Source organism: Mesorhizobium carmichaelinearum (assembly GCF_900199455.1).
GTDB lineage: Bacteria > Pseudomonadota > Alphaproteobacteria > Rhizobiales > Rhizobiaceae > Mesorhizobium > Mesorhizobium carmichaelinearum.
The window spans coordinates 174,789-200,561 of the sequence record NZ_FZQR01000005.1; the positions used below are offsets into that span (position 1 = coordinate 174,789).

A 25,773-nucleotide genomic window follows, 5' to 3' on the forward strand; every position below is an offset into this window, starting at 1 on the left:
ACATCTTGGAGTGACGGCTGGCCACCTTGGCCGGCCCCGGATGGATTCGCCATGAACAGCCCGATGCGCATGCCGTGGGTGGACACGGCCAAAGGCCTCTCGATCATCCTCGTGGTCATGATGTATTCGGCCTACAACACCGGCGAGTATACGGGCGGCGTCGGTTTCCTGCACTATGTCATCGGCTTCGCGACGCCGTTCCGCATGCCGGAATTCTTCCTGATCTCAGGCCTGTTCCTGTCGCAGGTGATCGACCGGCCGTGGCGGCGCTACATCGACCGGCGCGCCGTCCACTATCTCTATTTCTACGTGCTGTGGGCGATCATCTCGATCGGGCTGAAGATCGGCATCTTCAGCCGCGATCCCGGCGGCATGCTGCACGACCTCGCAATGGCCGTCGTCCAGCCCTATGGCGTGCTGTGGTTCATCTACATGCTGGCGGTGTTCGGCCTTGTCGCCAAGCTGCTGCGGCAGTTCCGCGTGCCCGCCTGGATCGTCATCCCGTGTGCGGCCGCCTTGCAGATGTGGGCGCCGCATCCCGACAGCTATGCGCTTGAACAATTCGCGGCCTATTTCGTGTTCTTCTATGTCGGCTTCGTCATGGCACCTTTGGTGTTCCGGCTCGTTGAGTGGACGCAGCCCCGCCCGGCGCTGGCCGTCGCCGGCCTGCTAGTGTGGGCGATCGTCAACGGCCTGCTTGTCTATTCGCCGGGCTATGCCATGCAGCCGGTCGGCATGCAGATGGGCCTGGCGACATGGCCGCCGCTGCATCTCACTTTGGCCGTCGCAGGCGCCGTGGCGCTTTGCGTGCTTGGCGGCTTTCTGTCGACATTCGCCGCGATGGAATGGCTGCGCTGGCTCGGCGAACATTCGCTGGTCGTCTATGTCGCCTTCACCATCCCGATGTCGCTGTTCCGTGGCGCCGCACTGGCAAGCGGCCTGCTGACCGACACGGGCATGCTCAGCCTGGCGGTGCTGCTGGTCTCGACCATCAGCCCGGTGGTGCTCTACCTCATCATCCAGCGCGTCGGCTTCGGCATGTTCCTGTTCGAGCGGCCGGCCTGGGCGCATATCGACAACAGCGTGCCGCAGGCAGCACCAAAAACGGCGCTGCCCGCTGCCGCCGCCCAATCAAGCCGGACATAGTCGAGCCTGAGCAATTCCAGGAAAAGTGTGAAGCGGTTTTCCCGGGAAAAGCGCATAGCGCTTTCCCTTGGGAATTGCGTCATAACAAGAGTCTCAGCCGTCGCGTAGCCACACCAGCATCTCGCCGGGCTCGCGATTGTCCCAGGCGAAATAGGGGATGGCGGTCAGCCGCGTCTCGACGCTGGCCGGCGGTTCGGAGCGATAGAGTCCATCCTGCCAGCCGTCGCCGGCATCGGCTCGCGCCGTGGCTGAAAGCGTCACCACGCCGCCCAGCAGTTCGGGTGCCTCATGCGCCTCTATGCCTGCGTTGCGCGGCAGGGTCAGGCGATGCAGCCGGCTGTCATTGTCGGATGCCTCGACGCAGTAGATCAGCGGCCCGCGCGACAGCGCAACGCGGCCGGCATCCTGTCGGACCTCGGGATTGGCGTAGAGCCGCTCGATCGGCATTTCGAGGTCGAGCCGGACGCGGTCGCCCTTGTTCCAGACGCGCCGGATCGCGGCATAGCCGTCGCTGGTCATGTCTTCGAGATCGACCGCCTCGCCATTGATCACAAGCGTCGCACTGCTGCTCCATGCCGGAATGCGCAGATGCAGCGTGAACTCCACCGGCGCTTGCGGGTCGACCGTGACCTCGACGGCGCCATCCCAGGGATAGCGGCTCGCTTGCGTGAGCTGCACCGGCGTGCCTGCAATGTCGAAGCGGGCGGTGGAGTCGCCGTAGAGATGCACGGCCAGCGCATCGTCCGCCAGGCTGTAGAAATAGCTGCCGATCGAGGCGACCATGCGCCCGACATTGGGCGGGCAGCAGGGGCAGCGATGCCATTTCCACCTGTTGTGCCGGCCCCGGCTTTCCAGCGGGTTTTCGTAGAAGAACAGCGAGCCATCGAGCGACAGGCCGGAGATCGAGCCATTGTAGAGCGCGCGCTCCATCATGTCGGCATAGCGGGCGTTCGGCCCCATGCCGAGCATGCGGCTCGCCCAGAACACCAGGCCGACCGCCGCGCAGGTCTCGGCATAGGCGCTCTCATTGGGCAGGTCGTAATCGCTGGTGAAACCCTCATTGTGCGCCGACGGGCCGAGCCCGCCGGTGATGTAGAGGTTTTTCGTGGTCAGATCGTCCCACAGCCGGTCGAGCGCCACGCGCAGCGTGTCGTCGCCATATTCGGTGGCGATGTCGGCCATGCCCGAATAGAGGTACATGGCCCGCACCGCATGGCCGACGACCTTGTCCTGCTCGCGCACCGGCCTGTGCGACTGATTGTATTCATAGGTCTTGAAATGATAGGCCTTGGGGTCGGCGCCACGGGCGCGCGCCTCCTCGTCGAAATAATGCGGCTCAAGGCCGCGCTGGTCGATGAAGTACTTCGCCAGCTTCATGTATTTCTGCTCGCCCGTCACCCGCGCCAGCTTGACCAGCGCCAGCTCGATCTCCTCATGGCCGCAATAGCCCTTCTTCTTGCCGGGCTCCGGCCCCAGCACCGAGGCGATGTGGTCGGCATAGCGGCACATAATGTCGAGCAGCTTGCGCTTGCCCGTCGCCTGGTAGTAGGCGACCGCGCCTTCGATCAGATGGCCGGCGCAATAAAGCTCGTGGCAGTCGCGCAGGTTTGTCCAGCGCTTGCCCGGCTGGATGCGCTGGTACCAGCTGGAGAGATAGCCGTCCTCCTGCTGCAGTCTGCCATACATGTCGATGACGGCGTCGATCTTCTTCTCCAGCTCCGGATTCTTGCGCCGGTAGAGCGAATAGGCCGCGGTCTCGATCGTCTTGCCGAGATCGGAATCCCAGAACATCTGCGTCGTCACCGTCGAGCCGGTGAATTCGGCGCCCTGGCGGTTGGCTTCATCGGGCGAGGGCGAGTGGAAGGGAATGACGACGCCGGGCGAGGGGCAGTCCGGGTCGATCTGCTCCAGCATGCGCGCTTCCACGCAGCGGTCGTGGAGGATGTCGGCGGTGCGGGTGGCGACCGCGTCGGCGCGGTCGCCCCAAAAACCGTGCACGTCGACCTGCGGCATCGGCAGCGGGCGGAAGGCAAGTTTCGGCTTGCCCTTTGTGGCGGGGCGGGGGGATGGCGATGCGGTCATGAACTCACTCCATTATTCTATCGATTGGTTGACGGCCTCGGCCGTCAGGCGGTTACTTGACGGCCCCGGCCATCAGGCCGCGGATGTAGAAGCGCTGCAAAGCGAGGAACAGGATCAGGCACGGCACCATCATCACGGTGACGCCCGCCTGCACGGCGCCCCAGTCGATGGCGCCGAAGCGACCCGACTGCAGCGCGGTCATCATCACCGGCAGCGTGAATTTGGACTGGTCGGTCATCAGCACCAGGGCGGCGAGGAACTCGTTCCAGGCACCGAGGAAGGCAAACAGCGCGATGGTGACGACACCCGGCCAGACCAGCGGCAGCATCACCTTCACCAGCATGGTGGCGTTGCCGGCGCCGTCCATGCGGGCGGCTTCCTCGATCTCGCGCGGCACCGCGTCGAAGGCGTTGCGCATCATGAAGATCGAGAACGGCAATTGCAGCGTCACATAGACGCCGACCAGGCCGGTCAGCGTGTTGTGCAGGCCAAGCTTGGTCAGCACCAGGAAGATCGGCGTCAGGATCGACTGGAACGGGATCATGATCGTCGACAGGATGAGGACGAAGAACAGGTCCTTGAACGGAAAGCGGAAGCGCGAAAAGCCGTAGCCGGCCAGCACGCTGACGATGACCGACAGAATGACGGTCATCACCGAGACGTAGATGCTGTTCTGCGCCGAGGCCCACAGCCCGTCGCCGAAGGAGTTGAGCGTGGCGTAGTTCTCGAGCGAGAAGCCCGTGGTCGGCCAGGGCGGCAGCGGCGGCAGGCGCGCTTCGGCCGCCGGCTTGAAGGCCGACAGCGCCGTCCACACGATCGGCGCCACGAACAGCACCGAGGCGATGATGCCGGTGGAATGCCGGGCGAAGCGCGCGGCGAGCTTGCCCCTGGCTGATATCGCCTGCGCCATCAGTCGAGCCCCTCGGGCTTGCGCAGCAGCCAGAGCTGGATGAGGCTGAGCGCCACCAGGATCACCAGCAGCACCATGGAGAGTGCGGCGCCATAGCCGAGCTTGAACGACACGAAGGACTGGTTGAAGATCCAGTAGACCGCCGTCAGCGTCTGGTTGCGCGGGCCGCCGCGCAGGATGATGTAGAACTGGTCGAAGGCGAGGATCGAGCCCGCTACCGACAGGATCAGCGCCAGCGCCAGCGTGCGGCGCATCAGCGGCAAGGTGATCGCGCGGAACCGCGCGAACGGTCCGGCGCCGTCGATGACGGCGGCCTCCTGCAGGTCCTGCGGGATCGATTGCAGGCCGGTCATCAGGATGATCATGGTGAAGCCGGCGACCTTCCACACCACCATGGCGATGATCGACCAGAAGGCCGGCTGGAACGTGGCCAAGAGGTTGAACTTCTTGTCGATCAGGCCGAGGTCGTAAGCGGCGGGGCTGAACAGGCCGGAATCGACGTTGAGCAGCCAGGACCAGAGCAGGCTCGCCGAAGCAAAACCGACCACCGCCGGCATGAAGAAGAAGGTGCGGTAGAGGTTGGTGAACGGGCGCGGTTTTTCGATGAAGATCGCCAGGGGAAAGGCGATGGCGAAGATCGCGATGGTGACGATCACCGTGTAATAGCCGGTGAATTTCAGCGCGTTCCAGAATCGGGTGTCGCGCAGGATGGCGACGTAGTTGTCGAGGCCGATGAAGGAGTGCTCGCCCATCAGCGGCCAGTTGTGCAGCGACATCCACGCCGTCATGCCGAGCGGGATGACGAAGAACACCATGACCAGCGCAACCGCCGGCGCGACGTAGATGAGGCCGATCCACTGCCGCCGCCCGGCGCCGACGAGTTTTCGGGCGCGGGGCGGGGCGGTGGTTGTGGCTGTGATGGTAGTCATGCGTGGTCTCCGGGTGAGGCTCCCCCTCCCCCTTGAGGGGAGGGTCCGGCCGAAGGCCGGGGGTGGGGTCCTCTCCGCAGCGCGCCGACCTGAAAAGAGGCGTCGAGCACTGCCGAGGTGACCCCACCCGGACCTGCGGTCCGACCTCCCCTCGAGGGGGAGGTGGGGTCGGCGCTTACTTCTGCGGCGCCTGGTCGATGATCGACTGCATGGTCTCCTGCGCGTTCGCTATCGCGCCGTCGACATCGTCGCCGAAGAAGACCTCGTTGACCATCTGCGTCCACGGGCCGTTGGCCGAGTTGATCAGATCGTTGAACACCACCGAATAGGGCGTCTTGCCCTTGGCCATGGCCTCGGCGGCGATCTGGTAGCGCGGGTCGAGTTCCCTGAGCGCATCCTTGGCGATGTCGCCGCGCACCGGCAGGCTGCCATATTTGGCGAGGATGGTCTGGCCTTCCAGCGAATAGGCGAAGTCCAGGAACTCCTTCACCACGGCGAGCTTCTTGGTGCCCTTGGTGACGACGAAATTGTCGCCGCCGGCAAAGGACGACCAGCCGCCATCCTTGCCCGGCAGGAAGGTGACGCCGTAATCGACATTTGGGTATTGGGTGTTGAGCGCGCCGATGGCGAAGGCGCCGGAGGGCGAGATGCCGATATTGCCGGCGGCGAAGGCGGCGAAGAAATTGGCGCCGGTGTCGGTCTGCGCGCCTGCCGGCACCAGGTCCTTCTTGACCATCGAGCGGTAGAGATCGATGGCACCGCGCAATTGCGGGCTGTCCAGCGTCGCCTTGGAACCGTCCTCACTGAGGATATCGCCGCCCGAGGCCCAGATCAGCGGCGTGAAGGTGAAGATGTTGCAGCCGCCGCAATTGCCGGAGAAGTAGAAGCCCTTGATGTTGCCGCCAAGCGCGTTGACCTTCTCGGCATCGGCGGCGATTTCGGCCCAGTTGGTGGGACCCTTTTCAGGGTCGAGACCGGCCTGCTTGAACAGCTTCTTGTTCCAGATCAGCACCGAAGCGTCGGCGGAGAAGGGCAGGCCATAGATGTGGTCCTTGTAGGTGCCGGTCTTGACATGCGCCGGTGACAGGCTGGCGAAATAGGGCAGGGACTTCGCCCAGTCGGTGATGTCCTCCAACTGGCCGGCGGCGGCGAAGGACGGCGTGTAGATCAGGTCGAGCGACAGCGCGTCGGGCGCCGTGCCGCCGGCGGCGGCCGCGCCATATTTCGGGATGATCTCGGCATTGGGGATGATGTCGAGCTTGATCTGGTCCTTGTGCGCCTTGTTGTAGGCGTCGACGATGCGCGGCATGAAATTCGAGCCGTCGGCGCGCACCCAGATGTTGGCGGTGTCGGCGGCAGCGGCACCGAGACCGCTGCCCAGAACGGCAGTGGCCAGGGCCAGTTTGGCAATCAGGTTCCTCATCTTTTCCTCCTCCAAGGGTTGGCCGCTGTGCGCGGCTTGGCGCCGATCACGCGGCGCTGCGTTTTCAGCCGTCCGGTGAGCGGCCACAGGACTGACGCACCACCAGCCGGCACGGCAGTTTTCGAATGCCCGGCGCGGCGGAACGGCCGCCGACCAGGGAAAGCAGGGTCAGCCCGGCCTCGCGCCCGAGGGCTGCCAGGTTCATGTCGACCGAGGTCAGCGGCGGGCGCGTGGCTTCGGCGACAATCTCCCAATTGTCGAAACCGATGACGCCGACATCGCCGGGAACGTTGAGGCCGCGCTCGCGCAAGGCATCGATGACACCGCGCGCGATCTGGTCGTTGCCGCAAAAGACGGCGTCCGGGCTTTCGCTTTTGCCATCGAACAGCTGCGTCACCGCCTCATGTCCCCAGGCTTCCGACCAGGAGCCGAGCAGCGGCTCGGTGACCGGCAGGCCGTTTTCGGCGAGCACATCGCGATAGGCCTGGGCACGGGCATGCACCACGGCGAAGCTTGCCGGCCCGCTGACATGGGCGATGCGCCGGCGGCCAAGCCGGCAGAAATGCTCCACCGCCAGCCGCGCGCCGCCGGCATCGTCCGAGACGAAGGCGACGGCGTCGGGATCGGGCTGGGTGAAGGCATAGATCACCGGGATGCGCAGATTGGCGAGGTCGACGGGCAGATGGCGGTCGATGCGCTTGCCCGTGGCGATGATGCCGTCGACACGCTTGTCGAGCATGGCCTCGACATGCAGCTGGCCGAGGCGCGGATCCTCCTCGACATTGCACAGGAAAACCGAGACACCGTTGTCGACCAGCGCGTCCGAAATGCCCGACATCAGCGGCAGCGAGAAGCGGCCATAGGTATCGTTGGTGAGCAGGCCGACGGTGAAGGAGCGGCGCCGGAGCAGGCTCTGCGCCAGGCTGTTGGGCCGGAAGCCCAGGCTGCGCGCCGTCTCGCGGATGCGCTCGCGGGTCTCGGCGGTCATGCGCCCCTGGTCGTTGAGCGCCTTCGAGGCGGTGGCGACGCTGACGCCGGCCCGCGCCGCCACGTCACGCAGGGTGACGGGCTTGGGAAAGACCGGAACAGGCTGATCGTCCGCTGCCATCGCGCAAGAAAATCCTTAGTTGGGAAAAGGTTTTCTCTTACAGACCGGAATAAGGCCCGGCCAATGGCCGAGCCCGATCGAAACTGTTTGAAAAAACCTTTTCTCAAGTCAAGGCTAGGCCAGATTGGAAGAGTGTTCAAGGGGAAAAGTGGAGAGGATCAAGCCAAGCGATTTAGGGGGTGGATTGTCCCTCTCCCTATTTCCAAGCGCTAGCGCCGCCCCTCATCTGGCTGCCGCCGTTCGTCGTTCGAAAAGCCAAGCAGTTGGCTTTTCGTCCGCTGCGCGGACCACTCCTCAACTCCCCGTAAACGGGGAGAAGGGACGCTGCCATTGCCGATTTCGCCAATCGTCAACGCTGCAGAAAAGAGCGCCGAGGTCGCGTCCAGCCCTCTTCTCCCCGTTCACGGGGAGAAGGTCCCGGCAGGGGGATGAGGGGCAGCGCCGACTTCGACGATTGCCGATCTCGCCTAAACCAGCGGCCATTTTTCCAGCCTGTTCCCGGCAAAGCAGGCCGGCCGTCAGCGAAGTCTTAAGGGCTGTTGCGCCATGGTGGTCGCCCGCCAGGAGTCCCGCCATGCCCGATACGTCATACACCCCGAAAGGCCCGGCCTCGCAGCCCGGCAAGCGGGTGGGGCAAGGCAGCGTCGACGAACGGCACCGCGATGCCACCATCGGCAAGCTCAAGGCCGAACTTGCCGCGCAGGCGGCGCTGATCGCCGGCCAAGAGGTTGCGCTGGCGCACAGCCGCAAGATCTTCGACCGCGCCTCTGTGGCCGCGCGGATCGGCGTGTGGGAATGCAGCCTGCCTGGCGAGCAACTGCACTGGACCGATGTGGTCTATGATCTGTTCGATTTGCCGCCCGGCGCCGCGCTTGACCGCTCGGAAATCATCAAGTGCTATCCGGCGGAGTCGCGCAAGGCGCTGGACAGTTTGCGCGGCCTTGCGATCGCCGAGCGCAGCGGCTTCACGCTCGATGCCGAGATCACCACCTTCGCCGGACACAGCCGCTGGATCCGCATCACCGCGACCGTCGAGTGCGAGGCTGATGTGCCGGTGCGCATCTTCGGCATGAAGCAGGACATCACCGAGGAGAAGATCCTGTCGGACCGGATGCGCTATCTCGCCGAATTCGACGCCATGACCGGGCTAGCCAACCGCGCGCGTTTCCAGGCGCGGCTGGCGCAGGCGGATGCCAACCGCCCGCTCGGCGCGCTGCTGTTGATCGACCTCGACGGCTTCAAGGCGGTCAACGACACGTTCGGCCATGTCGTCGGCGACGAGTGCCTGAAGGCGGCGGCCGAGCGCCTTGCCGAAGGCTGCGGCGCGGCGGATCTGGTGGCGCGCGTCGGCGGCGACGAGTTCGCGGTGCTGCTTGGGTCGCATCTCGACCGGGCTGCCGTCTCCGGCGTGGCCCGCGAGATCATCGAGAGGATGGGCAAGCCGGTCGTGGTGCGCGGCCAGTCGCTGCGGCTGGGCGCCTCGGTCGGCATTGCGTTTGCCGGGCAAGGCGCGCCTTGCGACCTGTTCGCGCAGGCCGACACCGCACTCTATGCCGCCAAGGCGGCAGGCCGCAACACGTTCCGCATCTTCAAGGCCGAGGCCGGCGCGAAAGGCCGCAGTGCCGCGGCGTAAGGGGCTGCAGGCTTTCAGGAAAGCCGGAGCGGCTTCCCGCCCTGAATTTCTTGAGAACAAAGAGTTAAGGCTGAGAGTTGATGTTTTGCATCACCCGTTGAGTCGTGGCTTGCCGGTCACCTGTTGCCCGCGCGGATCGGCGTTTCAACTCCCTTGGCGCCGCGCGTTCCTTTTGGGTTTCGGTGGCGCAGTGCCTGCCGAACAGCGGTGCCGCGACGACGCCAGGCGACATTTCGCAAAGTGCCGACAGAAGAACCTTCGGGCTTAACTTTTCCGCAACCATTTGCCCGTTAGGTCGACGGCAATGGCCTCGTGGCGGAGCGGCTACGCTGGAGACGGCAAATCTCTGAAGCCTCGGTTCGATCCCGAGGCGAGGCCTCCAAAAATCGCATGGCGGTGAAGCTGTGTCGAACCTTCGAGAGCGAAGGCGACGACCTGCCGACTTGCATCTTTGGCGGCTTGGGCAGGGACATCTCGGCGCCATCGTCCCAGGCGGCGCAGAGCCGAGGTTAAAACCACCTATTTGCATTTGGCATGCAGGGCGCCCGCGAAAAGAGTGCTATGGAAGGGCGCGAGCATGCTCGCTCCGATTTCCCCCGACATTCGAGGTTATTTCGTGCGTGAACCGTCACTGCTGCCGGTCTTTGGGAAACTGGGCGCCAAGGCATCCGTCGCCGTCGTGGCGGCGCCCGTCGCTTCGGCGGGCATCGTGCCGCGCTTGCGGGAGGCTCTGGCCACGCATGGTGGCATAGCGCTGAAGCTGTCGGTGATCGCCTGGACGATGATGGTCCTGGGTGCGGTGTTTTTCATGATGCAGGGCTGAGGACCATGGCAAATCGCTACGCGCTGCGCATGGATCTGCCCCAGAGCTGGGCCATCATCGATGTCTTCACCGGCCAGCCGGTCGAAGTCCGGCAAAGAGTGATGGTCGGCATGACCCCGCGCGACGCCAACGCCATGCTCGATCAGATGAATGTCCGCGACATCAAGCGCCGGGAGAGGGCGGAGCGCAAGGATTGAACGTTCCGGCTGCGGCTCAAAGGGTGCGCCAAGACCCACCGAACCAAAACCAGAGGATTCCCGTGAGAGCGAGCCTGAGGCAAAAGATACTGGAGGTTTGCGACCGCAAGATCTCCGAGAAAGGGCCTGCCGTCGGCGTGTCATTCTACGCGTTTTTCGCCAACAGGAATGACGACCCCGAACTGCTGATGGAAGCAGCGGAATGGTGGATCAGAACCCACCGCCTCGATCATTTCGAAAAGGCCGCGAAGATACGCACGATGATCGAGGGCATGGACCTCGGCTGATCAGCCGAAGTCGGCGGCCGTGAGCACATACATGCTCTTGCGGGTGCGGTCGTAGGCCTTCGACGCCACGCCGCGGATGACGCTGCTCTCGGTGTCGAATGTCGCGAGGTAACCTGCCTCGTTGGCCGCGGTTGCCGGCTGCATCCGGGTCATCGCATCGGCGGCGACCGAGAAGGAAATCTGGAACATGCCGTCATGGCCGACGAAACGGATGCGCTTGCCGGCTTCGTCATAGCTGCGGCTGCGGTTGGGGAATGTCAGGCTCATGTCTTGACCTCCGTTGTGGCGGCCTTCTTGGTCGCCCGCTTCTTCTTCGGCGTCGGGTTCAAGGCTTCGGCGACACGGTCGGCCTCTTCCTTGGCCAGCCGCAAAATCCTGAGCTTCGCCGTCTTGATCTCCCTGGCCTTCGCTTCGGACATGTACTCGGCGGTTGCCTTGTTTTTCTCCGCCGTCTTCTTCTGCTTGTCGACGAAGCGGGCTTCAGCTTTTTCCATGATCGTCTGATTGCCGTCGGCCATCGAACAAATCTCCCTTGCGTTTGAAATCGTGAAAGTGAACTTGTCCGATAAATAGGCGCTTGATCGGCAAAATTCAATTTTTTGAATTATTTATGCCATTCGCGATATCACCAAATCGCCGGTCGAAATAATACTTTTCAATATTTCATCGGGTCCGCGAATAATTTTTGGCACTCCTATCTATCGAGTGCCAAAGCGCCTATATGGGGGAAGCGGCCGCCTAAGCTGGCCCCAGAAAGAAGTTTTCATGAAGTTTCGGCCACTCCACGACCGCGTCGTCATCCGGCGCGCCGAAGGCGATATCAAATCCAAGGGCGGCATCATCATTCCCGACAATGCCAAGGAAAAGCCGCAGCAAGGCGAAGTCATCGCCGTCGGCCCCGGCGCACGCGACGAAAACGGCGCGCTTGTTCCGCCCGACGTCAAGGCCGGCGACCTGATCCTGTTTGGCAAATGGTCGGGCACCGAGGTCAAGATCGACGGCGAGGACCTGCTGATCATGAAGGAAGCCGACATTATGGGTGTCATCGACAAGAGCGAGGCAGCCACCGAGAAGACTGTCGCCGCCAAGAAGGCTGCCTGATCAGCGCGCCCGCGTGTCCTTCGGGACGCGCAAGGACGCTCAGAGATTGATCATGGAGGCTCTGCCTTCATCAACCGAACTGGATAAAAATCATGTCTGCCAAGGAAATCAAATTCGCCACCGACGCGCGTGACCGCATGCTGCGCGGCGTCGAGATTCTCAACAACGCCGTCAAGGTGACGCTCGGCCCCAAAGGCCGCAACGTCATCATCGACAAGGCCTATGGCGCGCCGCGCATCACCAAGGACGGCGTCACCGTGGCCAAGGAAATCGAGCTTGCCGACAAGTTCGAGAATATGGGCGCGCAGATGGTGCGCGAAGTGGCCTCGAAGACCAACGACCTCGCCGGTGACGGCACCACCACCGCGACGGTGCTGGCCGCCTCGATCCTGCGCGAAGGCGCCAAGCTGGTTGCCGCCGGCATGAACCCCATGGACCTCAAGCGCGGCATCGACCAGGCGGTCGCCGCCGTCGTCATCGAAATCAAGGCGAAAGCCAAGAAAGTCAAGTCGTCGGCCGAGATCGCCCAGGTCGGCACCATTGCCGCCAATGGCGATGCCACCGTCGGCGACATGATCGCCAAGGCGATGGACAAGGTCGGCAATGACGGCGTCATCACCGTCGAAGAAGCCAAGACCGCAGAAACCGAGCTCGACGTCGTCGAGGGCATGCAGTTCGACCGCGGCTATCTCAGCCCGTATTTCGTCACCAATGCCGACAAGATGCGCGTCGAGCTGGAAGAGCCCTATGTGCTCATCCATGAGAAGAAGCTCGGCAATCTGCAGGCAATGCTGCCGATCCTCGAAGCGGTGGTGCAGAGCGGCCGGCCGCTGCTGATCATCTCGGAAGACGTCGAAGGCGAGGCTCTGGCCACGCTGGTCGTCAACAAATTGCGCGGCGGCCTCAAGGTCGCGGCGGTCAAGGCGCCGGGCTTTGGCGATCGCCGCAAGGCGATGCTGGAAGACATCGCCGTGCTGACTGCAGGCCAGATGGTCTCCGAGGATCTCGGCATCAAGCTCGAGAACGTCACCATCGAGATGCTCGGCCGCGCCAAGCGCGTGCTGATCGAGAAGGACACCACCACGATCATCGACGGCGCCGGCACCAAGGCGACGATCCAGGCGCGCGTCGCCCAGATCAAGGGCCAGATCGAGGAGACCACCTCCGACTACGACAAGGAAAAGCTGCAGGAGCGGCTGGCCAAGCTGTCGGGCGGCGTTGCCGTCATCCGCGTCGGCGGCGTCACCGAGTCGGAAGTGAAGGAAAAGAAGGACCGCATCGACGACGCGCTGAACGCAACGCGTGCGGCGGTCGAGGAAGGCATCGTGCCTGGCGGCGGCGTGGCATTGCTGCGCGCCCGGTCGGCGCTTGCTGGCCTGAACGGCGCCAATGACGATGTCACCGCAGGCATTTCGATCGTGTTGCGTGCGCTGGAAGCGCCGATCCGCCAGATCGCCGAGAATTCCGGCGTCGAAGGCTCGATCGTCGTCGGCAAGCTCACCGACAGCAAGGACCACAATCAGGGCTTTGACGCCCAGAACGAGACCTATGTCGACATGATCAAGGCCGGCATCGTCGACCCGGCGAAAGTGGTGCGCACCGCGCTGCAGGACGCTGGTTCGATCGCCGCCCTTCTGATCACCGCCGAAGCGATGATCACCGACATTCCCGCCAAGGATGCGGCACCGGCGGGTGGTGGCGGCGGCGGCATGGGCGGCTACTAACGGTTCAGCCGGTCTACGGGGTGGCTTCATCGAAGCTGTCCTCCGGGCCTATCTGAATCAGCCACGCCGGCTGCTCACTGAAGTTAGATATTATCGCCGGGGGATTCTCTCCCGGCGCGCAGGCCTCTAGCCCAGGAGACGGATCCATGATCACGTTCGTGCAGAAGCCACAGACGGTCGTAACGACCGAAACCACCGAAGAAAGCCGCTTCGACCGCATCCGCAGGATTGCCGCCGACAAGCACAAGAAATCCGATTCCGACACGGCAACGTCGCCAAAGAGTGAGCCCAAGCGCCCGATGTGAGCACCGACATCGCCGGGTTCAAAGCGCGACTTGCGATCGCCGGAGCAGCCGGTGGCGTGATCGACGATGCCGACCCGCCTGCATCCAGGCATAAACCATGGTCGGGCCGACGAATTCGAACGGACTAGCTAAGTTTCGCGGGGTTGGCGGGCCAGCGCCCCCCTCTGTCCTGCCGGACATCTCCCCCACAAGGGGGGAGATTGGCAGCTTTGGCGCCGGCTCTCTACGCTTTCAACGTTGGTGATTGGCGAAAGCGAACGTGACAGCCGATCTCCCCCCTCGTGCGGGAGATGGCCGGCAGGCCAGAGGGGGGCGCCGTAGAGCGCTGCCTCTGGTCTATCGCCGGAAGCAGCCGGTCGCTTGGTCGTTGACCTACATCCATTCTGCTCCTCCGCTCCATGATACAGTGACGAACCGGCGCCGCGGTCCAGCCCACCGTGCGCTGGTCGATCCTGGCATGCACCGCGACTGGCCTGAGGCCGCTGGCGGCACCGGTGGATCCCGTGTCAAACCGCAAGATCGGTCGAGCGTGACATGTGCGGGAGCGACTATCTGGTGTTGCCACGGAGAAGAGACGTTGAAGGCGGCGCTTGAAAACTACCATGCCCGGATGCAGCGGGTGCTGGACCACATAGACCAGCATCTGGATGGCGATCTGGATCTGGAAGCCTTGAGCGGCGTCGCGGCGTTCTCGAAATACCATTTCCACCGGCAGTTCACGTCAACCTTCGGGGTGTCCGTGCATCGCTATGTCCAGCTCGCCCGCTTGAAGCGTGCTTCGTACAGGCTTGCCGGGAGCGAAAGCGTCACCGACATAGCGATGGATGCCGGTTACGACGCACCGGATGCCTTCGCCCGCGCCTTTCGGCAACGGTTCGGGCAATCGCCTTCGTCGTTTCGGAAATCTCCCGACTGGGGAGCGTGGCTGATGGCCTTCGGGCCTTTCGACAAAGCAAGGAACACGCTCATGCAGATAATCTTCGACCATAACGACGTGACGATCCGCGACGTGCCGCCCACGCCGGTGGCTGTTATGGAGCATCGCGGCGACCGGGCAACACTCCAGGACACCATCCAGCGGTTCATCGCCTGGCGCAAGGCTGCCGGCCTGTCGCCCGAGACAAGCCCGACCTTCAACATCTTCCGTTCCGAAAGGGAGCCCGCGGTCGCGGCCGATTACAGCATGGATATTTGTGTCGGGACCGATCGGCCGATCGATGAGAATGACAAGCAGATGAAGGCTGGCGTGATCCCCGGCGGACGCTGTGCCGTGCTGCGCTACCCCGGCAACACCAACAATCTCGAACCCGCGGCACTTTACCTTTATCGTGAATGGCTTCCGGCCAGCGGCGAGGAAGTGCGCGACTTTCCGGTCTATTGCCAACGACACCTGTCCCTCGTCGCGGAAGGGCCGCTGCACGAAGTGGTCGTTGAGCTTTTTCTGCCCCTGAAATAGCCCCAGCACCACATCACGCGTCAGCGGCGCGAGTTCGATGTCGTGGGCCAACCCGGGATCGAGCCAGACACCTTCCTGTCGGCAGTATCGGCCTGTCCGGTATTGTCATTATATTAGCCAAAGCGCATATTCATCCGGCAGTAGGCCCTTGGCCGCCAACGCGTCCAAGGGCGCCTGCAATTGTTCCGAAAAATAAATCACTCCGTGCCGCTCGAATTATGGAGCAGCACGAGACAATGACATTTGGAGGAAATACCCATGAAAGTGACTATCTTGGCAAACTATGCGCCTCATGCCGCCAAAGGATTGATGCAAGGTTCGGACAGGCAGGCTGCGGTCAAGGCGCTTTTTGAAAGCGTTGGCGGCAAGGTGACCAGCGTGATGTTCACGCGCGGCATCTATGACGTCGTTGTCAATGGCGAGGTGCCGGACCAATCAGCGGGGATTGGCATGTCCCTTGCGGTGCGGGCGAGCGGCTCGCTGACCGAGATGGTTGTGCTGGAAGAACTCGACATGAAGGCGGTGCTCGCGGCCGCCAACAAGGCTGCCGGCGCGTACAAACCCGCCGGCTGATGGACTTGCCTTCTTGATCAAGGCAGCACGGTTCGATGCCGTGCTGCCGAATGCCGGACAGGGCATCTTCTTCCGACTTTCGCGGCGACTGGAATTCACGCTAATGTCGTCCGGTGGTCGTTTGGTGCAGCTTGCGGAAACGGAACCGCGATTCTCAGTTCGGAGACAAGCCATGTTCGCGGCCAAGGCCATCGATACGTCAGACAAGGCCGCGTTCTATCGCGACCTCGCCGCTCAGCTGAAAGCGCTGCTCGAAGGCGAAAGCGACTCGATCGCCAATGCCGCCAACACGGCGGCGCTGATCTTCCAGATGGTGCCCGACCTCAATTGGGCCGGCTTCTATTTCCTGGCCTCGGACGAGGAACTGGTGCTGGGACCTTTCCAGGGCAAGCCGGCCTGCGTGCGCATCGCCGTCGGCAAGGGCGTGTGCGGAACGGCGGTTCAACTCGGCACCTCGATGCTGATCAAGGACGTGCATGATTTCCCCGGCCACATCGCCTGCGATGCCGCCTCGCGCTCGGAGCTGGTGGTGCTGCTCGAAGATGATGAAGGCGTTTTCGGCGTGCTCGATCTCGACAGCCCGCTGCCCGGCCGCTTCGACCAGGCCGACCAGGCGGGTATCGAGACGCTGGCGGCGATCTATGCGGCTGCGAGTTCTTTCGAGGATTGAGCGCTCGTCATTGCGATAAGCGTCGACGTCGAGTTCTACGGCGCCCCCCTCTGTCCTGCCGGACATCTCCCCCACGGGTGGGGAGATCGGCAGTCATCGCGGCCTTCGCTAATCTCAACATTGCAGAAAGAGTGGGGCGCCAAAACAGCCAATCTCCCCCCAAGTGGGGGAGATGTCCGGCAGGACAGAGGGGGGCGCCGTAGGGTGCTACCTCGCAAGCCCTACTGCCCTGCCTTCAACGCTCTGCTGAACGCCACAACGGTCATATCAATCAGCTGCGCATGGATCTCGCCGCGCGAGCGCCCCGCACCATCATCGCACAGGGGATCACCGATCTCTTCGGACGCGATGATCTCCGCCGCACCGGGCTTGCACGCGCCGAACATGCTGTAGTGGCTCGCATCCTCGATCGTCGCATAGCTCGCATTTGCAATCGCCTTCGCGATGCCGGAAGCGTCGGCGGTTGCAGGGATTTTCCCGGGCCGGCCAAGATTGAAGATGGCGAGCGGAATTTTGATCTCGGCGAAGCTTTTGGCGTCAAGGACATCGACCGGGGCGGGATCGATCGCCATGGCGAAGCGGATGCGGTCGTCTGTGTTGTCGCGGCCGGCGGGCTGCAGATCCATGGCGTGGAGATCGACGCCGCTTTGCCTGATCCACTGGCACAGCGAGGCATTGAGCGCGTCCGTATCGCAATAGGCCGCCAGCAGCTTGGGGTCGACCCGGGCGCCGGCAATCGCCAGTGCCGTGTTGCCGCCCATGGAAAGACCGAGAACGCCGACTTTGCCTTGCTCGAGGTGAGCGCCGAAGAACGTGTCCTTGCCGATTGCATCCAGTGTCGCCGCGAGGTCGGCCGGCCGCAGCCAGAGTTTCATCGTCTCGGCGGCGGATCTGTTTTTCCCGCCATTTCCCGGATGGGTGGGAGCGGCGACGACGAAACCTTGCCTCGCCAAGGGCGTTGCAATCCAGCTCAGTGCTTGCGGGGTCCCCGCCAGGCCGGCGCCGTGCGACAGCAGGATCAGCGGAAATTTCCCGCCTGATATCGGCGCATCGCGCATGGCCGATGTGCCGACGAACAGCTCGCTGTCGCCAAGGTTGACCGCCTCGCCACCTGGCTGCGCCGGGTACCAGACCGTGACGTCGAGATCGGTGCCGCGTTCCCTGGACGGGGCAAGGAAGTGGCGAACGCCGACGGTGTCGCCGGCGCTGGCCGGGTGCATCAGTATTGTCGAAACAAGAATGGTGCAAAGCATGGTCCAGAACTTCATTGAGATCTCCGTTGCCGAACGTGGCGCCAAGGCTGGGGGCTGGAGGTTTGGCGCCCGGGCGGTTCGGTTGCTGCGTTCATGCCGCGATATCGGCGGATACGAACGCAGAGAGAGACCTCGATCATGATCGAGGACGTGCTTGATCGCGATTGAGGACCGGCGCGGACAGCGTTGCCGTGGAGCGCTGCCTCCGGGCCTTAGGCGAACTTCACCAGCATCAGGCTGAAACAGCCGATGAACAGGAAGGCGGAGAAGGCGAGCGCCAGCGGGCGCAGGCCGCGCGAGCGCAGCTGCGAAATGTCGGCCTGCAGGCCCATGGCGGCCAGCCCCATGGTCAGCATGATGGTGGTGGCGAGAGCCATCGCCGACTTCACTTCGGCCGGCACGGTGACCAGGCTGTTCAGCGCCACGACTGCGACGAAAGCGGCGACGAACCACGGCATCGGCGGCCGTGCAGCAGACTGGTCGCCGCTGGTCTTGCGACGCGCCATCAGGCCGAGCGCGATGACCATCGGCGCCAGCATGGCAACGCGCGTCAGCTTGGCCACGGTGGCGATCTCGCCGGACTGGGTACCGTTCTGGAAGCCGGCGCCGATGACCTGCGCCACCTCATGGATGGAGGCACCGGCCCACAGGCCGAACGCATGCTGGTCGAGGCCGAGCGTAGGGGCCAGCAGCGGGAAGCCGAGCATGGCGACGGTGCCGAACAAGGTGATCGAGGCGACGGCATAGGTGACGTCCTCGTCGCGCGCATCGGTGACGATGTTGGTGGCGACGATGGCCGAGGCGCCGCAGATCGAAGTGCCGGCGGCAATCAGTTGCGCCAGCTTGCGGTCGACGCCGATCAGCCGGCCGAGCGTGACGGTGAAGAGGAAGGTGGCGCCGAGCGTCGCCGCGACGATGCCGACGCCGCCGGCGCCGATCGAGACGACCTGGCCGAGCGTCAGCTGGAAGCCGAGCAGCACGATGGCGAAGCGCAGCAGGCGCTTTTGCGAGAAGGCGATGCCGGCCTTGGCGTGCGCCGGGGTGCCGAGCACGTTGGAATAGACCATGCCGGCGACGACGGCGAGGATCATCGGGCTGAACAGGGCAAAACCGGAGACATTGTGCGCCGAGAAGGCCACGGCCGTGATCATCGCCACCAGCACGATGCCGGGGATGACGCCGTTCCACACCGAATCGAGGCGCTTGCGGCCCGTGGCCAGATCGGCCGGTATCAGGCTTTTCGGAATGTCGTTCGCGATGTGGGTGGCGGAAGACAATGCAATTCTCCAGGCAAGTACCCCTCGAGAATGCCATTCCTGAAACGATCTTTCCAACGAATTGTTCTGGTTGGAATGATCGATTTTTACGAACGGTTGGGATCATTGACCAGCGTTGGCGCTGCCCCTCATCCGCCTGCCGGCACCTTCTCCCCGTGGAACGGGGAGAAGGCAGCTAGCCTCAAAGCTGCGCCTCGATCGCCGCCTTGTCGATGACCGACCAGACGTTCCTGATCCGGTCGTTCAGAAATTCATAGAAGACGTTCTCGCTGAAGGAGACCTTTTTGCCATTGATGGGCAGGCCGAAGAAGGTTCCCTTCGGCGTGCAGTTGAACCGGATGCGGCTGGCGATGAACGGTGGCTCGGAGACCAGCAGCTGGACGTCGAAATAGAGGTCCGGAATTTCGCGAAAATCCCGTTCCAGCATGGCGCGGTAGCCTGAGAGCCCGACCTGCTCACTGTTGTAGTGCACCTCGTCATGGACGAAGCGATGCAGTCGCTGCCAATCCTGATTGTTGAGGCAGTCGATATAGCCTCGATAGAGGTCGGTCTCGGTCACGGCGATGGCTCCGAGGTTTCGTCAGATCGCGTTCCGGCAGGAAGATAGAACGACCGCGAATACAGTCCAGACGTTCTAGCCCCGATACCGCAAGGCATCGACCAGCAGCGAGAAGGCCGGCGTCGCCTGGCGGCGGCTGGGGTAATAGAGGTGGTAGCCGGGGAAGGGCGCGCACCAGTCGGCCAGCACCCGCACCAGCCGGCCGTCCGCCAACTGCGTGCGCACCTGGTCCTCGGGCAGATAGGCGAGGCCGAGGCCTGCGAGCACGGCATTCATGCGCAGCCCTGCCGTGTTGAAGGTCAACTGGCCCTCGACGCGCACCTTCAGCTCGCGGCCGGCCTTTTCGAATTCCCAGGCATAGAGCCCGCCATAAGTCGGCAGGCGCAGGTTGATGCAATTGTGGGTGGTCAGGTCCTGCGGCACGCGCGGCTTTGGCCGCTTCGCGAAATAGGCCGGCGCGCCGACCACCGCCATGCGCATGTCGGGGCCGATGCGCACCGCGATCATGTCGTGCGCCACCTGTTCGCCGAGCCGCACGCCGGCATCGTAGCGCTCGGCGACGATATCGGTCAGGCCGTAATCGACGATGATCTCGACCTTGATGTCGGGATAGTCCGGCAAAAGCCGCGCGATCGCCGGCCACAGCACCGCGTCGGCGGCATGCTCGCCGGCGGTGATGCGGATGGTGCCGGCGGGCTTTTCACGCAAGGCGCTGAGCGCGGTGAGCTCGGCCTCGATCTCGTCGAGCCTTGGCCCGACGGAGCGCACCAGGCGCTCGCCGGCCTCGGTGGGCGAGACGCTGCGCGTGGTGCGGGTGAGCAGCCGCACGCCCAGCCGCTCCTCCAGCGCGCGCACCGTGTGGCTGAGCGCCGATTGCGAGACGCCGAGCTGTGCCGCCGCCCGGGTAAAACTCTTTTCGCGCGCCACGGCGAGGAAGGCGGTCAGTTCGTTGAGATTGTCTCGCGGCATTGATGAGAATTCCTCATAAGTACATGCCGGATATAGCACCTAATCCAGGCCAATCGCAGACGCTAAATAGGCCCCATCACAATCGGCTGCCCGAAATCGGCGGCGCTGGAAGCCGTTGGCAGTGTCCTGCCCGGCGTCGAGAAGGGAAAAAACGATGGATATCAAGCGAAGCGGCTCGCAGGCCTCCGGCAAGGGCCCGGGCGACTGGTTCACCGGCACGGTGCGCATCGACCCGCTGTTCGCGGCCATCGCGCCGGCCCGCGCCGCCGGCAATGCCGTCACCTTCGAGCCCGGCGCGCGCACCGCGTGGCATACCCATCCGCTCGGCCAGCTCTTGATCGTCACCGCCGGCTGCGGCCGCGTGCAGCGCGAAGGCGGGCCGATAGAAGAAATCCGGCCGGGCGACGTGGTGCGCTTCGAGCCCGGCGAAAAGCACTGGCACGGCGCGGCACCCACCACCGCCATGACCCACGTAGCCATCCAGGAAGCGCTCGACGGCAAGGCTGTCGACTGGATGGAGCATGTCAGCGACGCGCAATACCAGGCCTGAACGCCGGAGCCACAAATGTCCACGCCCGCCACCGCACCACACAAAACGGCCGTCCTGGCGATCATTCTCGTCAGCTATGTGATGATCGTGCTCGACACCTCGATCGTGCTCACCGGGCTGCCCAGGATCCATCAAGGCCTCGGCTTCACCGATGCCGGGCTGGCCTGGGTGCAGAGCGCCTATACACTGACCTTCGGCGGCTTCCTGCTGCTCGGGGCAAGGGCGGGCGACATTCTGGGACGCCGGCTGATGCTCATCGTCGGTCTTGGCCTGTTCACGCTTGCTTCGCTGGCGATCGGTGCCGCGCAATCGGCGGCCTGGATGATCAGCGCGCGGGCGATCCAGGGCCTAGGTGCCGCCATCCTGGCGCCTTCGACGCTGGCGCTGCTGCAGACCACCTTCGCGGAAGGTCCCGAGCGCACCCGCGCCGTGTCCTACTACAGCGCCGTGGCCGGTGTAGCGGCCAGCGTCGGCCTGGTGCTGGGCGGCGTGCTTGCCGACTGGATCTCCTGGCGCGTCGGCTTCTTCATCAATCTGCCCATCGGCATCGCCATGATCATCGCCGCGCGCAAGTACATCGTGGAAACGGAGCGGCGCGCCGGCGAACTCGACGTCGTTGGCGCCCTGACCTCGACCGTCGGCGTGACGGCGCTTGTCTATGGCTTCATCCGTTCGGCCGACACCGGCTGGACGAACACCGGCACCATCGCGTCGCTGGCGGGTGCCGCGCTGCTGCTTGGCGTCTTCGTCGCCAATGAATGGAAGGCGAAGCAGCCTATCATGCCGCTCAGGCTGTTCGTCAGCCGCGAGCGTGCCGGCGCCTATGCCGCCCGCATCCTGTTCCTGGGCGCCATGATCGGCTTCTTTTTCTTCACCACGCAGTATCTGCAAGGCGTGCTCGACTACAGGGCGGCGCTGACCGGCATGGCGTTCCTGCCGATGACCATGGTGAATTTCGCGGTGGCAATGGTGGTGCCGCAGCTGACGCGCCGGTTCGGCAATGGCCGGCTGCTGGCCGGCGGCCTTGCGCTCTGCCTGCTCGGCATGGCGTGGCTCAGCCGCGCCTCGTTCGACACGGCCTATTTGACCGGCGTGGCGCTGCCGATGGTGCTGATCGGCGCCGGGCAAGGCCTGACGCTCAGCCCGCTGACCACATCGGGCATTGCCGGCGTCGCGCCTGGGGATGCCGGTGCCGCCTCGGGCGTCGTCAACGTCGCCCATCAGCTCGGCAATTCGCTCGGCCTCGCCGTGCTGGTTGCGGTGGCGGCGGTCGGTGCCGGTGCGCTCGATGGCCGCGAACTGCTCGCCTATCGCTTCGGCACCGCGCTGACCGCCGGCTCGGCCATGCTGGCGCTGGCGCTGCTGTTCGTCTGCGCCCTGATCGTGCGGCCCCGCAAGGCGGTGCAAGCGGTGGCGACCGGGGCGAACGCCTGAAGGCCGGGCTTCAACAGGAATCGAAAAGGAGCAAGACAATGCAAAAGCGCACACTTGGAACAAGCGGCCTCGAAGTCTCGGCCATCGGCCTTGGCTGCATGGGAATGAGCCAGTCCTACGGGGCGCCGATGGAGACGGCGGATGCCGTCCGCCTGATCCGCTCGGCGTTCGAGCGCGGCATCACCTTCTTCGACACCGCGGAGGTCTATGGGCCGTTCAAGAACGAGGAGGTCGTCGGTGAGGCGCTGCAGCCCATCCGCGACCAGGTGGTGATCGCCACCAAATTCGGCATCGACATCGCCGGCACAGCCGGACATGAGGGCATGGACAGCCGGCCGCAGCACATTCGCGACGTCGTCGAGGCCTCGCTCAAGCGGCTGAGGACCGACCGCATCGACCTTCTCTACCAGCACCGCGTCGATCCGGTCGTGCCGATCGAAGAGGTGGCGGGCGCGGTGAAGGAGTTGATCAGCCAAGGCAAGGTCAAGCATTTCGGTCTCTCCGAAGCCGGCGTGCGCACCATAAGGCGTGCCCATGCGGTGCAGCCGGTCGCGGCCCTGCAAAGCGAATACTCGCTGTGGTGGCGTGAACCCGAGGAGGCGATCCTGCCGGTGCTCGAAGAACTGGGCATCGGCTTCGTGCCCTTCAGTCCGCTGGGCAAGGGTTTTCTGACCGGCGCCATCAACGCCAGCACGACGTTCGACAGCAGCGACTTCCGCAACACCGTGCCGCGTTTCGCGGAGGCGGCGCGCAAGGCCAACCAGGCGCTGGTCGATGCGATCGTCGCGATCGCGGCGCAGAAGAAGGTGACTCCGGCGCAGGTCGCGCTTGCCTGGCTGCTGGCGCAAAAGCCGTGGATCGTTCCGATCCCCGGCACGACGAAGCTCAATCGACTCGAGGAGAATATCGGATCGGCTGCTGTCGCGCTGACGGTGGACGATCTTGCGAACATCGAGAACGCGGTCTCGGCGATCGCCGTGCAGGGTGAGCGCTATTCGCCGCAACAGGCGGCACGGATCGATCGCTGAGGCGGAAGGAAAATCCCATGACCGATAACATCAAGGGCAAGGTCGTCGTCATCACCGGCGCCAGCAGCGGGCTTGGCGAAGCAGCCGCACGGCTTTTGGCGAAAGAGGGTGCGAAGCTGGTGCTGGGCGCGCGCCGCCTCGACCGGCTGGAAGTGCTGGCAGGTGAGCTTTCGCTCGGCAAGGACGCGATCCTTGCGACCGACGTGACCGATGTCGGCCAGGTCCGGCGTCTCGTCGACCATGCTGTGAAGGCGCATGGCCGCGTCGACGTCATCATCAACAATGCCGGGCTGATGCCGCACTCGCCGCTCGAGCGCGGCAAGGTCGACGACTGGGACCGGATGATCGACGTCAACATCAAGGGCGTGCTTTACGGCATCGCCGCCGCACTGCCGCATATGAAGACGCAGAAGAGCGGCCATATCATCAATGTGTCTTCGGTCGCCGGCCACAAGGTCGGGCCGGGTGGTGCGGTCTATGCCGCCACCAAGCACGCGGTGCGCGTCATCTCCGAAGGGCTGCGGCAGGAAGTGAAACCCTACAACATCCGCACCACCATCATCTCGCCCGGCGCCGTGGCGACGGAGCTGCCCGACAGCGTCACCGAGCCCGATGTCGCCCAGGGCGTGCGCGCGCTCTATGACCGGGTGGCGATCCCCGCCGATTCTTTCGCCAGGACGGTGGCGTTCGCCATGAGCCAGCCCGACGAGGTCGATATCAACGAGATCCTGTTTCGGCCGACGGCGCAGGAGTATTGAAACAGAGCAATCGCTCCGGATTTCGAATTTGCCCGTCACCTTTTCCGAACGCTGGCGCTGCCCCTCACCTGCCTGCCGGCGTTCGTCGTTCGAAAAGCCAAGCAATTGGCTTTTCGTCCGCTATGCGGACCCCTCCTCAACTCCCTGTATAGTGACGGGGAGAGGGGCGCTGCCATCGCCGGTTTCGCCAATCTCCAACGCTGCAAGAAGGGCGCCGGCGTTGCTGCCAGCCCCTTCTCCCCGTCACTATACGGGGAGAAGTGCCCGGCAGGGCGATGAGGGGCGGCGCCGACTTTGGCATTGGTGGTCTCCGCCACACGTTCGCCCGGCCTTGACAGCTCCACACTTCCTGCGCCAGCCTGCCGTCATGTTCGCCCCTCGCGCCCACCCACACCCAGCGACGCCACCCTGCGCAGCACGGGGCGGCACGTTGAGTGCGCGACGACAAAGACCGGCAGGATAGATCCGGTTCGTTCGTTTCCAGCCCCGCCCGCGACAACGCCGGCGGGGTTTTTCATGCCTGGAGCACTGTTATGACTTCCAATTCTTCCATCCGGTTTCGGCCGGCCGAACCCGCTGACGCCGCGGCCATCAGAGACATCGTGCGCGCCGCCTATGGCAAATGGGTGCCGGTGATCGGCCGCGAGCCTCTGCCGATGCGCGCCGATTATGAAAAGGCCGTTGCCGAGCATCCGTTCGAGCTCGCCGTCGCGGACGGCCGCATTGTCGGGATGATCGAAACCATGCTGGCCGACGACCACCTCTGGATCGAGAATGTCTGCGTCGCGCCACAGGCGCAGGGCAGGGGCATCGGCCGGCTGTTGCTGGAGCGGGCAGAGCAGAAAGCACTAGAGGCCGGCCGCCCCGAGCTGCGCCTGCTGACCAATGGCGCCTTCGAGGCCAATGTGTTGTTGTACAAAAGGCATGGCTATACGATCGACCGGGAGGAGCCGTTCATGGGCGGCATGACGGTCTATATGAGCAAGAGATTGACGCGATAGCGGGCAATCGGAGGTATGGATACGACGATGGCTGCCAGGGTTAAATTGAGGCAACTGCCCGGATCGTACGCGATCTCGCGGCTCGGGGCGGGCGACAGCATTCCCGGCTGGGCGGACGGGCCGGGCTTCGTCAGCATCACCAGGACCGACGACGAGCTTTCGATCACGTGCCTGCAGGATCGCGTTCCAGGCACGGTCAAGCACGATGGCGACTGGGTCGCCTTCAAATTGCAGGGGCCCTTTGCTTTCGACGAAACCGGCATCGTGCTGTCGGTCATCCAGCCGCTGTCGGAAAACGAGCTGGGCATCTTCTTGGTGTCCACCTTCGACGGCGATCATCTGCTGGTGAAAGCGGCGGATCAGGATGCGGCGAGACGGCATCTGGTCGAGGCAGGACACACGCTGCTGTAATTCATCCCACGCCATCGAAAACGGCTGGGTTCGCTGGCCCAACGCCTCTGGCTCAATCACTGCCACGCTGGCTCAACCACTTCGGGGGTTGCGTTTGACAGCGCGGTTTGTGCATCGTTATCTCTAGCTGGATATCACGGCCGGAACGGCCATGCGGCACCCCCAG

General features: G+C 64.0%; 28 protein-coding genes. 17 read left to right on the forward strand and 11 right to left on the reverse strand.

The window, feature by feature from the left end:
- Nucleotides 1-51: 51 nt before the first annotated feature.
- Nucleotides 52-1,146 (forward strand): acyltransferase family protein, encoded by a 1,095-nt coding sequence (locus CKW40_RS13830; RefSeq protein WP_095200461.1) that lies wholly within the window; start codon nt 52-54, stop codon nt 1,144-1,146.
- 93 nt (nt 1,147-1,239) lie between these two features.
- On the opposite strand, the gene CKW40_RS13835 is transcribed toward CKW40_RS13830, so the two are convergent.
- The 5 genes from CKW40_RS13835 to CKW40_RS13855 form a co-directional block, all read right to left on the reverse strand.
- Nucleotides 1,240-3,228: a glycoside hydrolase family 127 protein gene (locus CKW40_RS13835; protein WP_095200462.1), complete on the reverse strand. Its 1,989-nt coding sequence runs from the start codon at nt 3,226-3,228 to the stop codon at nt 1,240-1,242.
- Nucleotides 3,229-3,280: 52 nt separating this feature from the next.
- Complete coding sequence (locus CKW40_RS13840; RefSeq protein WP_095200463.1) at nt 3,281-4,138, reverse strand: carbohydrate ABC transporter permease; 858 nt, start codon at nt 4,136-4,138, stop codon at nt 3,281-3,283.
- Nucleotides 4,138-5,067: a carbohydrate ABC transporter permease gene (locus CKW40_RS13845; protein WP_095200464.1), complete on the reverse strand. Its 930-nt coding sequence runs from the start codon at nt 5,065-5,067 to the stop codon at nt 4,138-4,140. The genes CKW40_RS13840 and CKW40_RS13845 overlap by 1 nt, the downstream gene beginning before the upstream one ends.
- A 175-nt stretch (nt 5,068-5,242) precedes the next feature.
- Nucleotides 5,243-6,490, reverse strand: coding sequence for an ABC transporter substrate-binding protein (locus tag CKW40_RS13850; protein WP_095200697.1), 1,248 nt, complete (start codon nt 6,488-6,490; stop codon nt 5,243-5,245).
- A gap of 64 nt (nt 6,491-6,554) precedes the next feature.
- Entirely contained in the window at nt 6,555-7,598 is a 1,044-nt protein-coding gene (locus tag CKW40_RS13855; protein ID WP_095200465.1) for a LacI family DNA-binding transcriptional regulator, read from the reverse strand.
- Between the two features lie 574 nt (nt 7,599-8,172).
- On the opposite strand from CKW40_RS13855, the gene CKW40_RS13860 reads away from it, so the two are divergent.
- The 4 genes from CKW40_RS13860 to CKW40_RS13875 all read left to right on the forward strand — a co-directional run bounded on the left by CKW40_RS13860 (nt 8,173) and on the right by CKW40_RS13875 (nt 10,538).
- Nucleotides 8,173-9,231 carry a diguanylate cyclase domain-containing protein gene (locus tag CKW40_RS13860; protein ID WP_095200466.1) on the forward strand — a complete coding sequence of 353 codons (1,059 nt, stop codon included), beginning with the start codon at nt 8,173-8,175 and terminating at the stop codon, nt 9,229-9,231.
- A 616-nt stretch (nt 9,232-9,847) separates the two neighbouring features.
- The gene (locus CKW40_RS13865) at nt 9,848-10,054 is read left to right on the forward strand and encodes a hypothetical protein (RefSeq protein ID WP_179297977.1); all 207 of its coding nucleotides are present in this window, start codon (nt 9,848-9,850) and stop codon (nt 10,052-10,054) included.
- A 5-nt stretch (nt 10,055-10,059) separates the two neighbouring features.
- A complete protein-coding gene (locus CKW40_RS13870; protein WP_095200467.1) occupies nt 10,060-10,251 on the forward strand; it encodes a hypothetical protein in 192 nt (63 codons plus the stop codon).
- 62 nt (nt 10,252-10,313) lie between these two features.
- The gene (locus CKW40_RS13875; RefSeq protein WP_095200468.1) at nt 10,314-10,538 is read left to right on the forward strand and encodes a DUF6500 family protein; all 225 of its coding nucleotides are present in this window, start codon (nt 10,314-10,316) and stop codon (nt 10,536-10,538) included.
- Here CKW40_RS13875 and CKW40_RS13880 read toward each other — a convergent pair whose 3' ends face one another.
- On the reverse strand, nt 10,539-10,805 hold the full coding sequence (locus CKW40_RS13880) for a DUF1488 family protein (protein ID WP_095200469.1): 267 nt from the start codon (nt 10,803-10,805) through the stop codon (nt 10,539-10,541).
- Nucleotides 10,802-11,056: a hypothetical protein gene (locus CKW40_RS13885; protein ID WP_095200470.1), complete on the reverse strand. Its 255-nt coding sequence runs from the start codon at nt 11,054-11,056 to the stop codon at nt 10,802-10,804. The genes CKW40_RS13880 and CKW40_RS13885 overlap by 4 nt, the downstream gene beginning before the upstream one ends.
- Nucleotides 11,057-11,303: 247 nt before the next feature.
- On the opposite strand from CKW40_RS13885, the gene CKW40_RS13890 reads away from it, so the two are divergent.
- The 6 genes from CKW40_RS13890 (at nt 11,304) to CKW40_RS13915 (ending at nt 16,367) form a co-directional block, all read left to right on the forward strand.
- The gene (locus tag CKW40_RS13890) at nt 11,304-11,639 is read left to right on the forward strand and encodes a co-chaperone GroES (RefSeq protein ID WP_095200471.1); all 336 of its coding nucleotides are present in this window, start codon (nt 11,304-11,306) and stop codon (nt 11,637-11,639) included.
- A gap of 92 nt (nt 11,640-11,731) precedes the next feature.
- On the forward strand, nt 11,732-13,363 hold the full coding sequence (groL, locus tag CKW40_RS13895) for a chaperonin GroEL (RefSeq protein ID WP_095200472.1): 1,632 nt from the start codon (nt 11,732-11,734) through the stop codon (nt 13,361-13,363).
- A 146-nt stretch (nt 13,364-13,509) separates the two neighbouring features.
- The gene (locus CKW40_RS43740; protein ID WP_179297959.1) at nt 13,510-13,668 is read left to right on the forward strand and encodes a hypothetical protein; all 159 of its coding nucleotides are present in this window, start codon (nt 13,510-13,512) and stop codon (nt 13,666-13,668) included.
- 577 nt (nt 13,669-14,245) lie between these two features.
- Nucleotides 14,246-15,124: an AraC family transcriptional regulator gene (locus tag CKW40_RS13905; protein ID WP_095200473.1), complete on the forward strand. Its 879-nt coding sequence runs from the start codon at nt 14,246-14,248 to the stop codon at nt 15,122-15,124.
- A 258-nt stretch (nt 15,125-15,382) separates the two neighbouring features.
- On the forward strand, nt 15,383-15,697 hold the full coding sequence (locus CKW40_RS13910) for a GYD domain-containing protein (protein ID WP_095200474.1): 315 nt from the start codon (nt 15,383-15,385) through the stop codon (nt 15,695-15,697).
- Nucleotides 15,698-15,869: 172 nt separating this feature from the next.
- On the forward strand, nt 15,870-16,367 hold the full coding sequence (locus tag CKW40_RS13915) for a free L-methionine (R)-S-oxide reductase MsrC (RefSeq protein ID WP_095200475.1): 498 nt from the start codon (nt 15,870-15,872) through the stop codon (nt 16,365-16,367).
- 221 nt (nt 16,368-16,588) lie between these two features.
- On the opposite strand, the gene CKW40_RS13925 is transcribed toward CKW40_RS13915, so the two are convergent.
- From CKW40_RS13925 to CKW40_RS13940, 4 genes are all read right to left on the reverse strand, one after another.
- Nucleotides 16,589-17,635, reverse strand: a complete 1,047-nt coding sequence (locus tag CKW40_RS13925) for an alpha/beta hydrolase family protein (protein WP_095200476.1) — start codon at nt 17,633-17,635, stop codon at nt 16,589-16,591.
- A 197-nt stretch (nt 17,636-17,832) separates the two neighbouring features.
- Nucleotides 17,833-18,897, reverse strand: a complete 1,065-nt coding sequence (locus CKW40_RS13930) for a YeiH family protein (protein WP_095200477.1) — start codon at nt 18,895-18,897, stop codon at nt 17,833-17,835.
- Nucleotides 18,898-19,078: 181 nt separating this feature from the next.
- On the reverse strand, nt 19,079-19,456 hold the full coding sequence (locus tag CKW40_RS13935; RefSeq protein WP_095200478.1) for an ester cyclase: 378 nt from the start codon (nt 19,454-19,456) through the stop codon (nt 19,079-19,081).
- Nucleotides 19,457-19,531: 75 nt separating this feature from the next.
- Nucleotides 19,532-20,425 carry a LysR family transcriptional regulator gene (locus tag CKW40_RS13940; protein ID WP_095200479.1) on the reverse strand — a complete coding sequence of 298 codons (894 nt, stop codon included), beginning with the start codon at nt 20,423-20,425 and terminating at the stop codon, nt 19,532-19,534.
- Nucleotides 20,426-20,579: 154 nt separating this feature from the next.
- On the opposite strand from CKW40_RS13940, the gene CKW40_RS13945 reads away from it, so the two are divergent.
- From CKW40_RS13945 to CKW40_RS13970, 6 genes are all read left to right on the forward strand, one after another.
- Complete coding sequence (locus CKW40_RS13945) at nt 20,580-20,975, forward strand: (R)-mandelonitrile lyase (RefSeq protein WP_095200480.1); 396 nt, start codon at nt 20,580-20,582, stop codon at nt 20,973-20,975.
- Between the two features lie 15 nt (nt 20,976-20,990).
- Entirely contained in the window at nt 20,991-22,409 is a 1,419-nt protein-coding gene (locus CKW40_RS13950) for an MFS transporter (RefSeq protein ID WP_095200481.1), read from the forward strand.
- 38 nt (nt 22,410-22,447) lie between these two features.
- Nucleotides 22,448-23,437 (forward strand): aldo/keto reductase, encoded by a 990-nt coding sequence (locus CKW40_RS13955; RefSeq protein WP_095200482.1) that lies wholly within the window; start codon nt 22,448-22,450, stop codon nt 23,435-23,437.
- 17 nt (nt 23,438-23,454) lie between these two features.
- A complete protein-coding gene (locus CKW40_RS13960; protein WP_095200483.1) occupies nt 23,455-24,195 on the forward strand; it encodes an SDR family oxidoreductase in 741 nt (246 codons plus the stop codon).
- Between the two features lie 533 nt (nt 24,196-24,728).
- Complete coding sequence (locus CKW40_RS13965) at nt 24,729-25,196, forward strand: GNAT family N-acetyltransferase (RefSeq protein WP_095200484.1); 468 nt, start codon at nt 24,729-24,731, stop codon at nt 25,194-25,196.
- 27 nt (nt 25,197-25,223) lie between these two features.
- A complete protein-coding gene (locus tag CKW40_RS13970) occupies nt 25,224-25,607 on the forward strand; it encodes an ACT domain-containing protein (RefSeq protein ID WP_095200699.1) in 384 nt (127 codons plus the stop codon).
- Nucleotides 25,608-25,773: the final 166 nt, after the last annotated feature.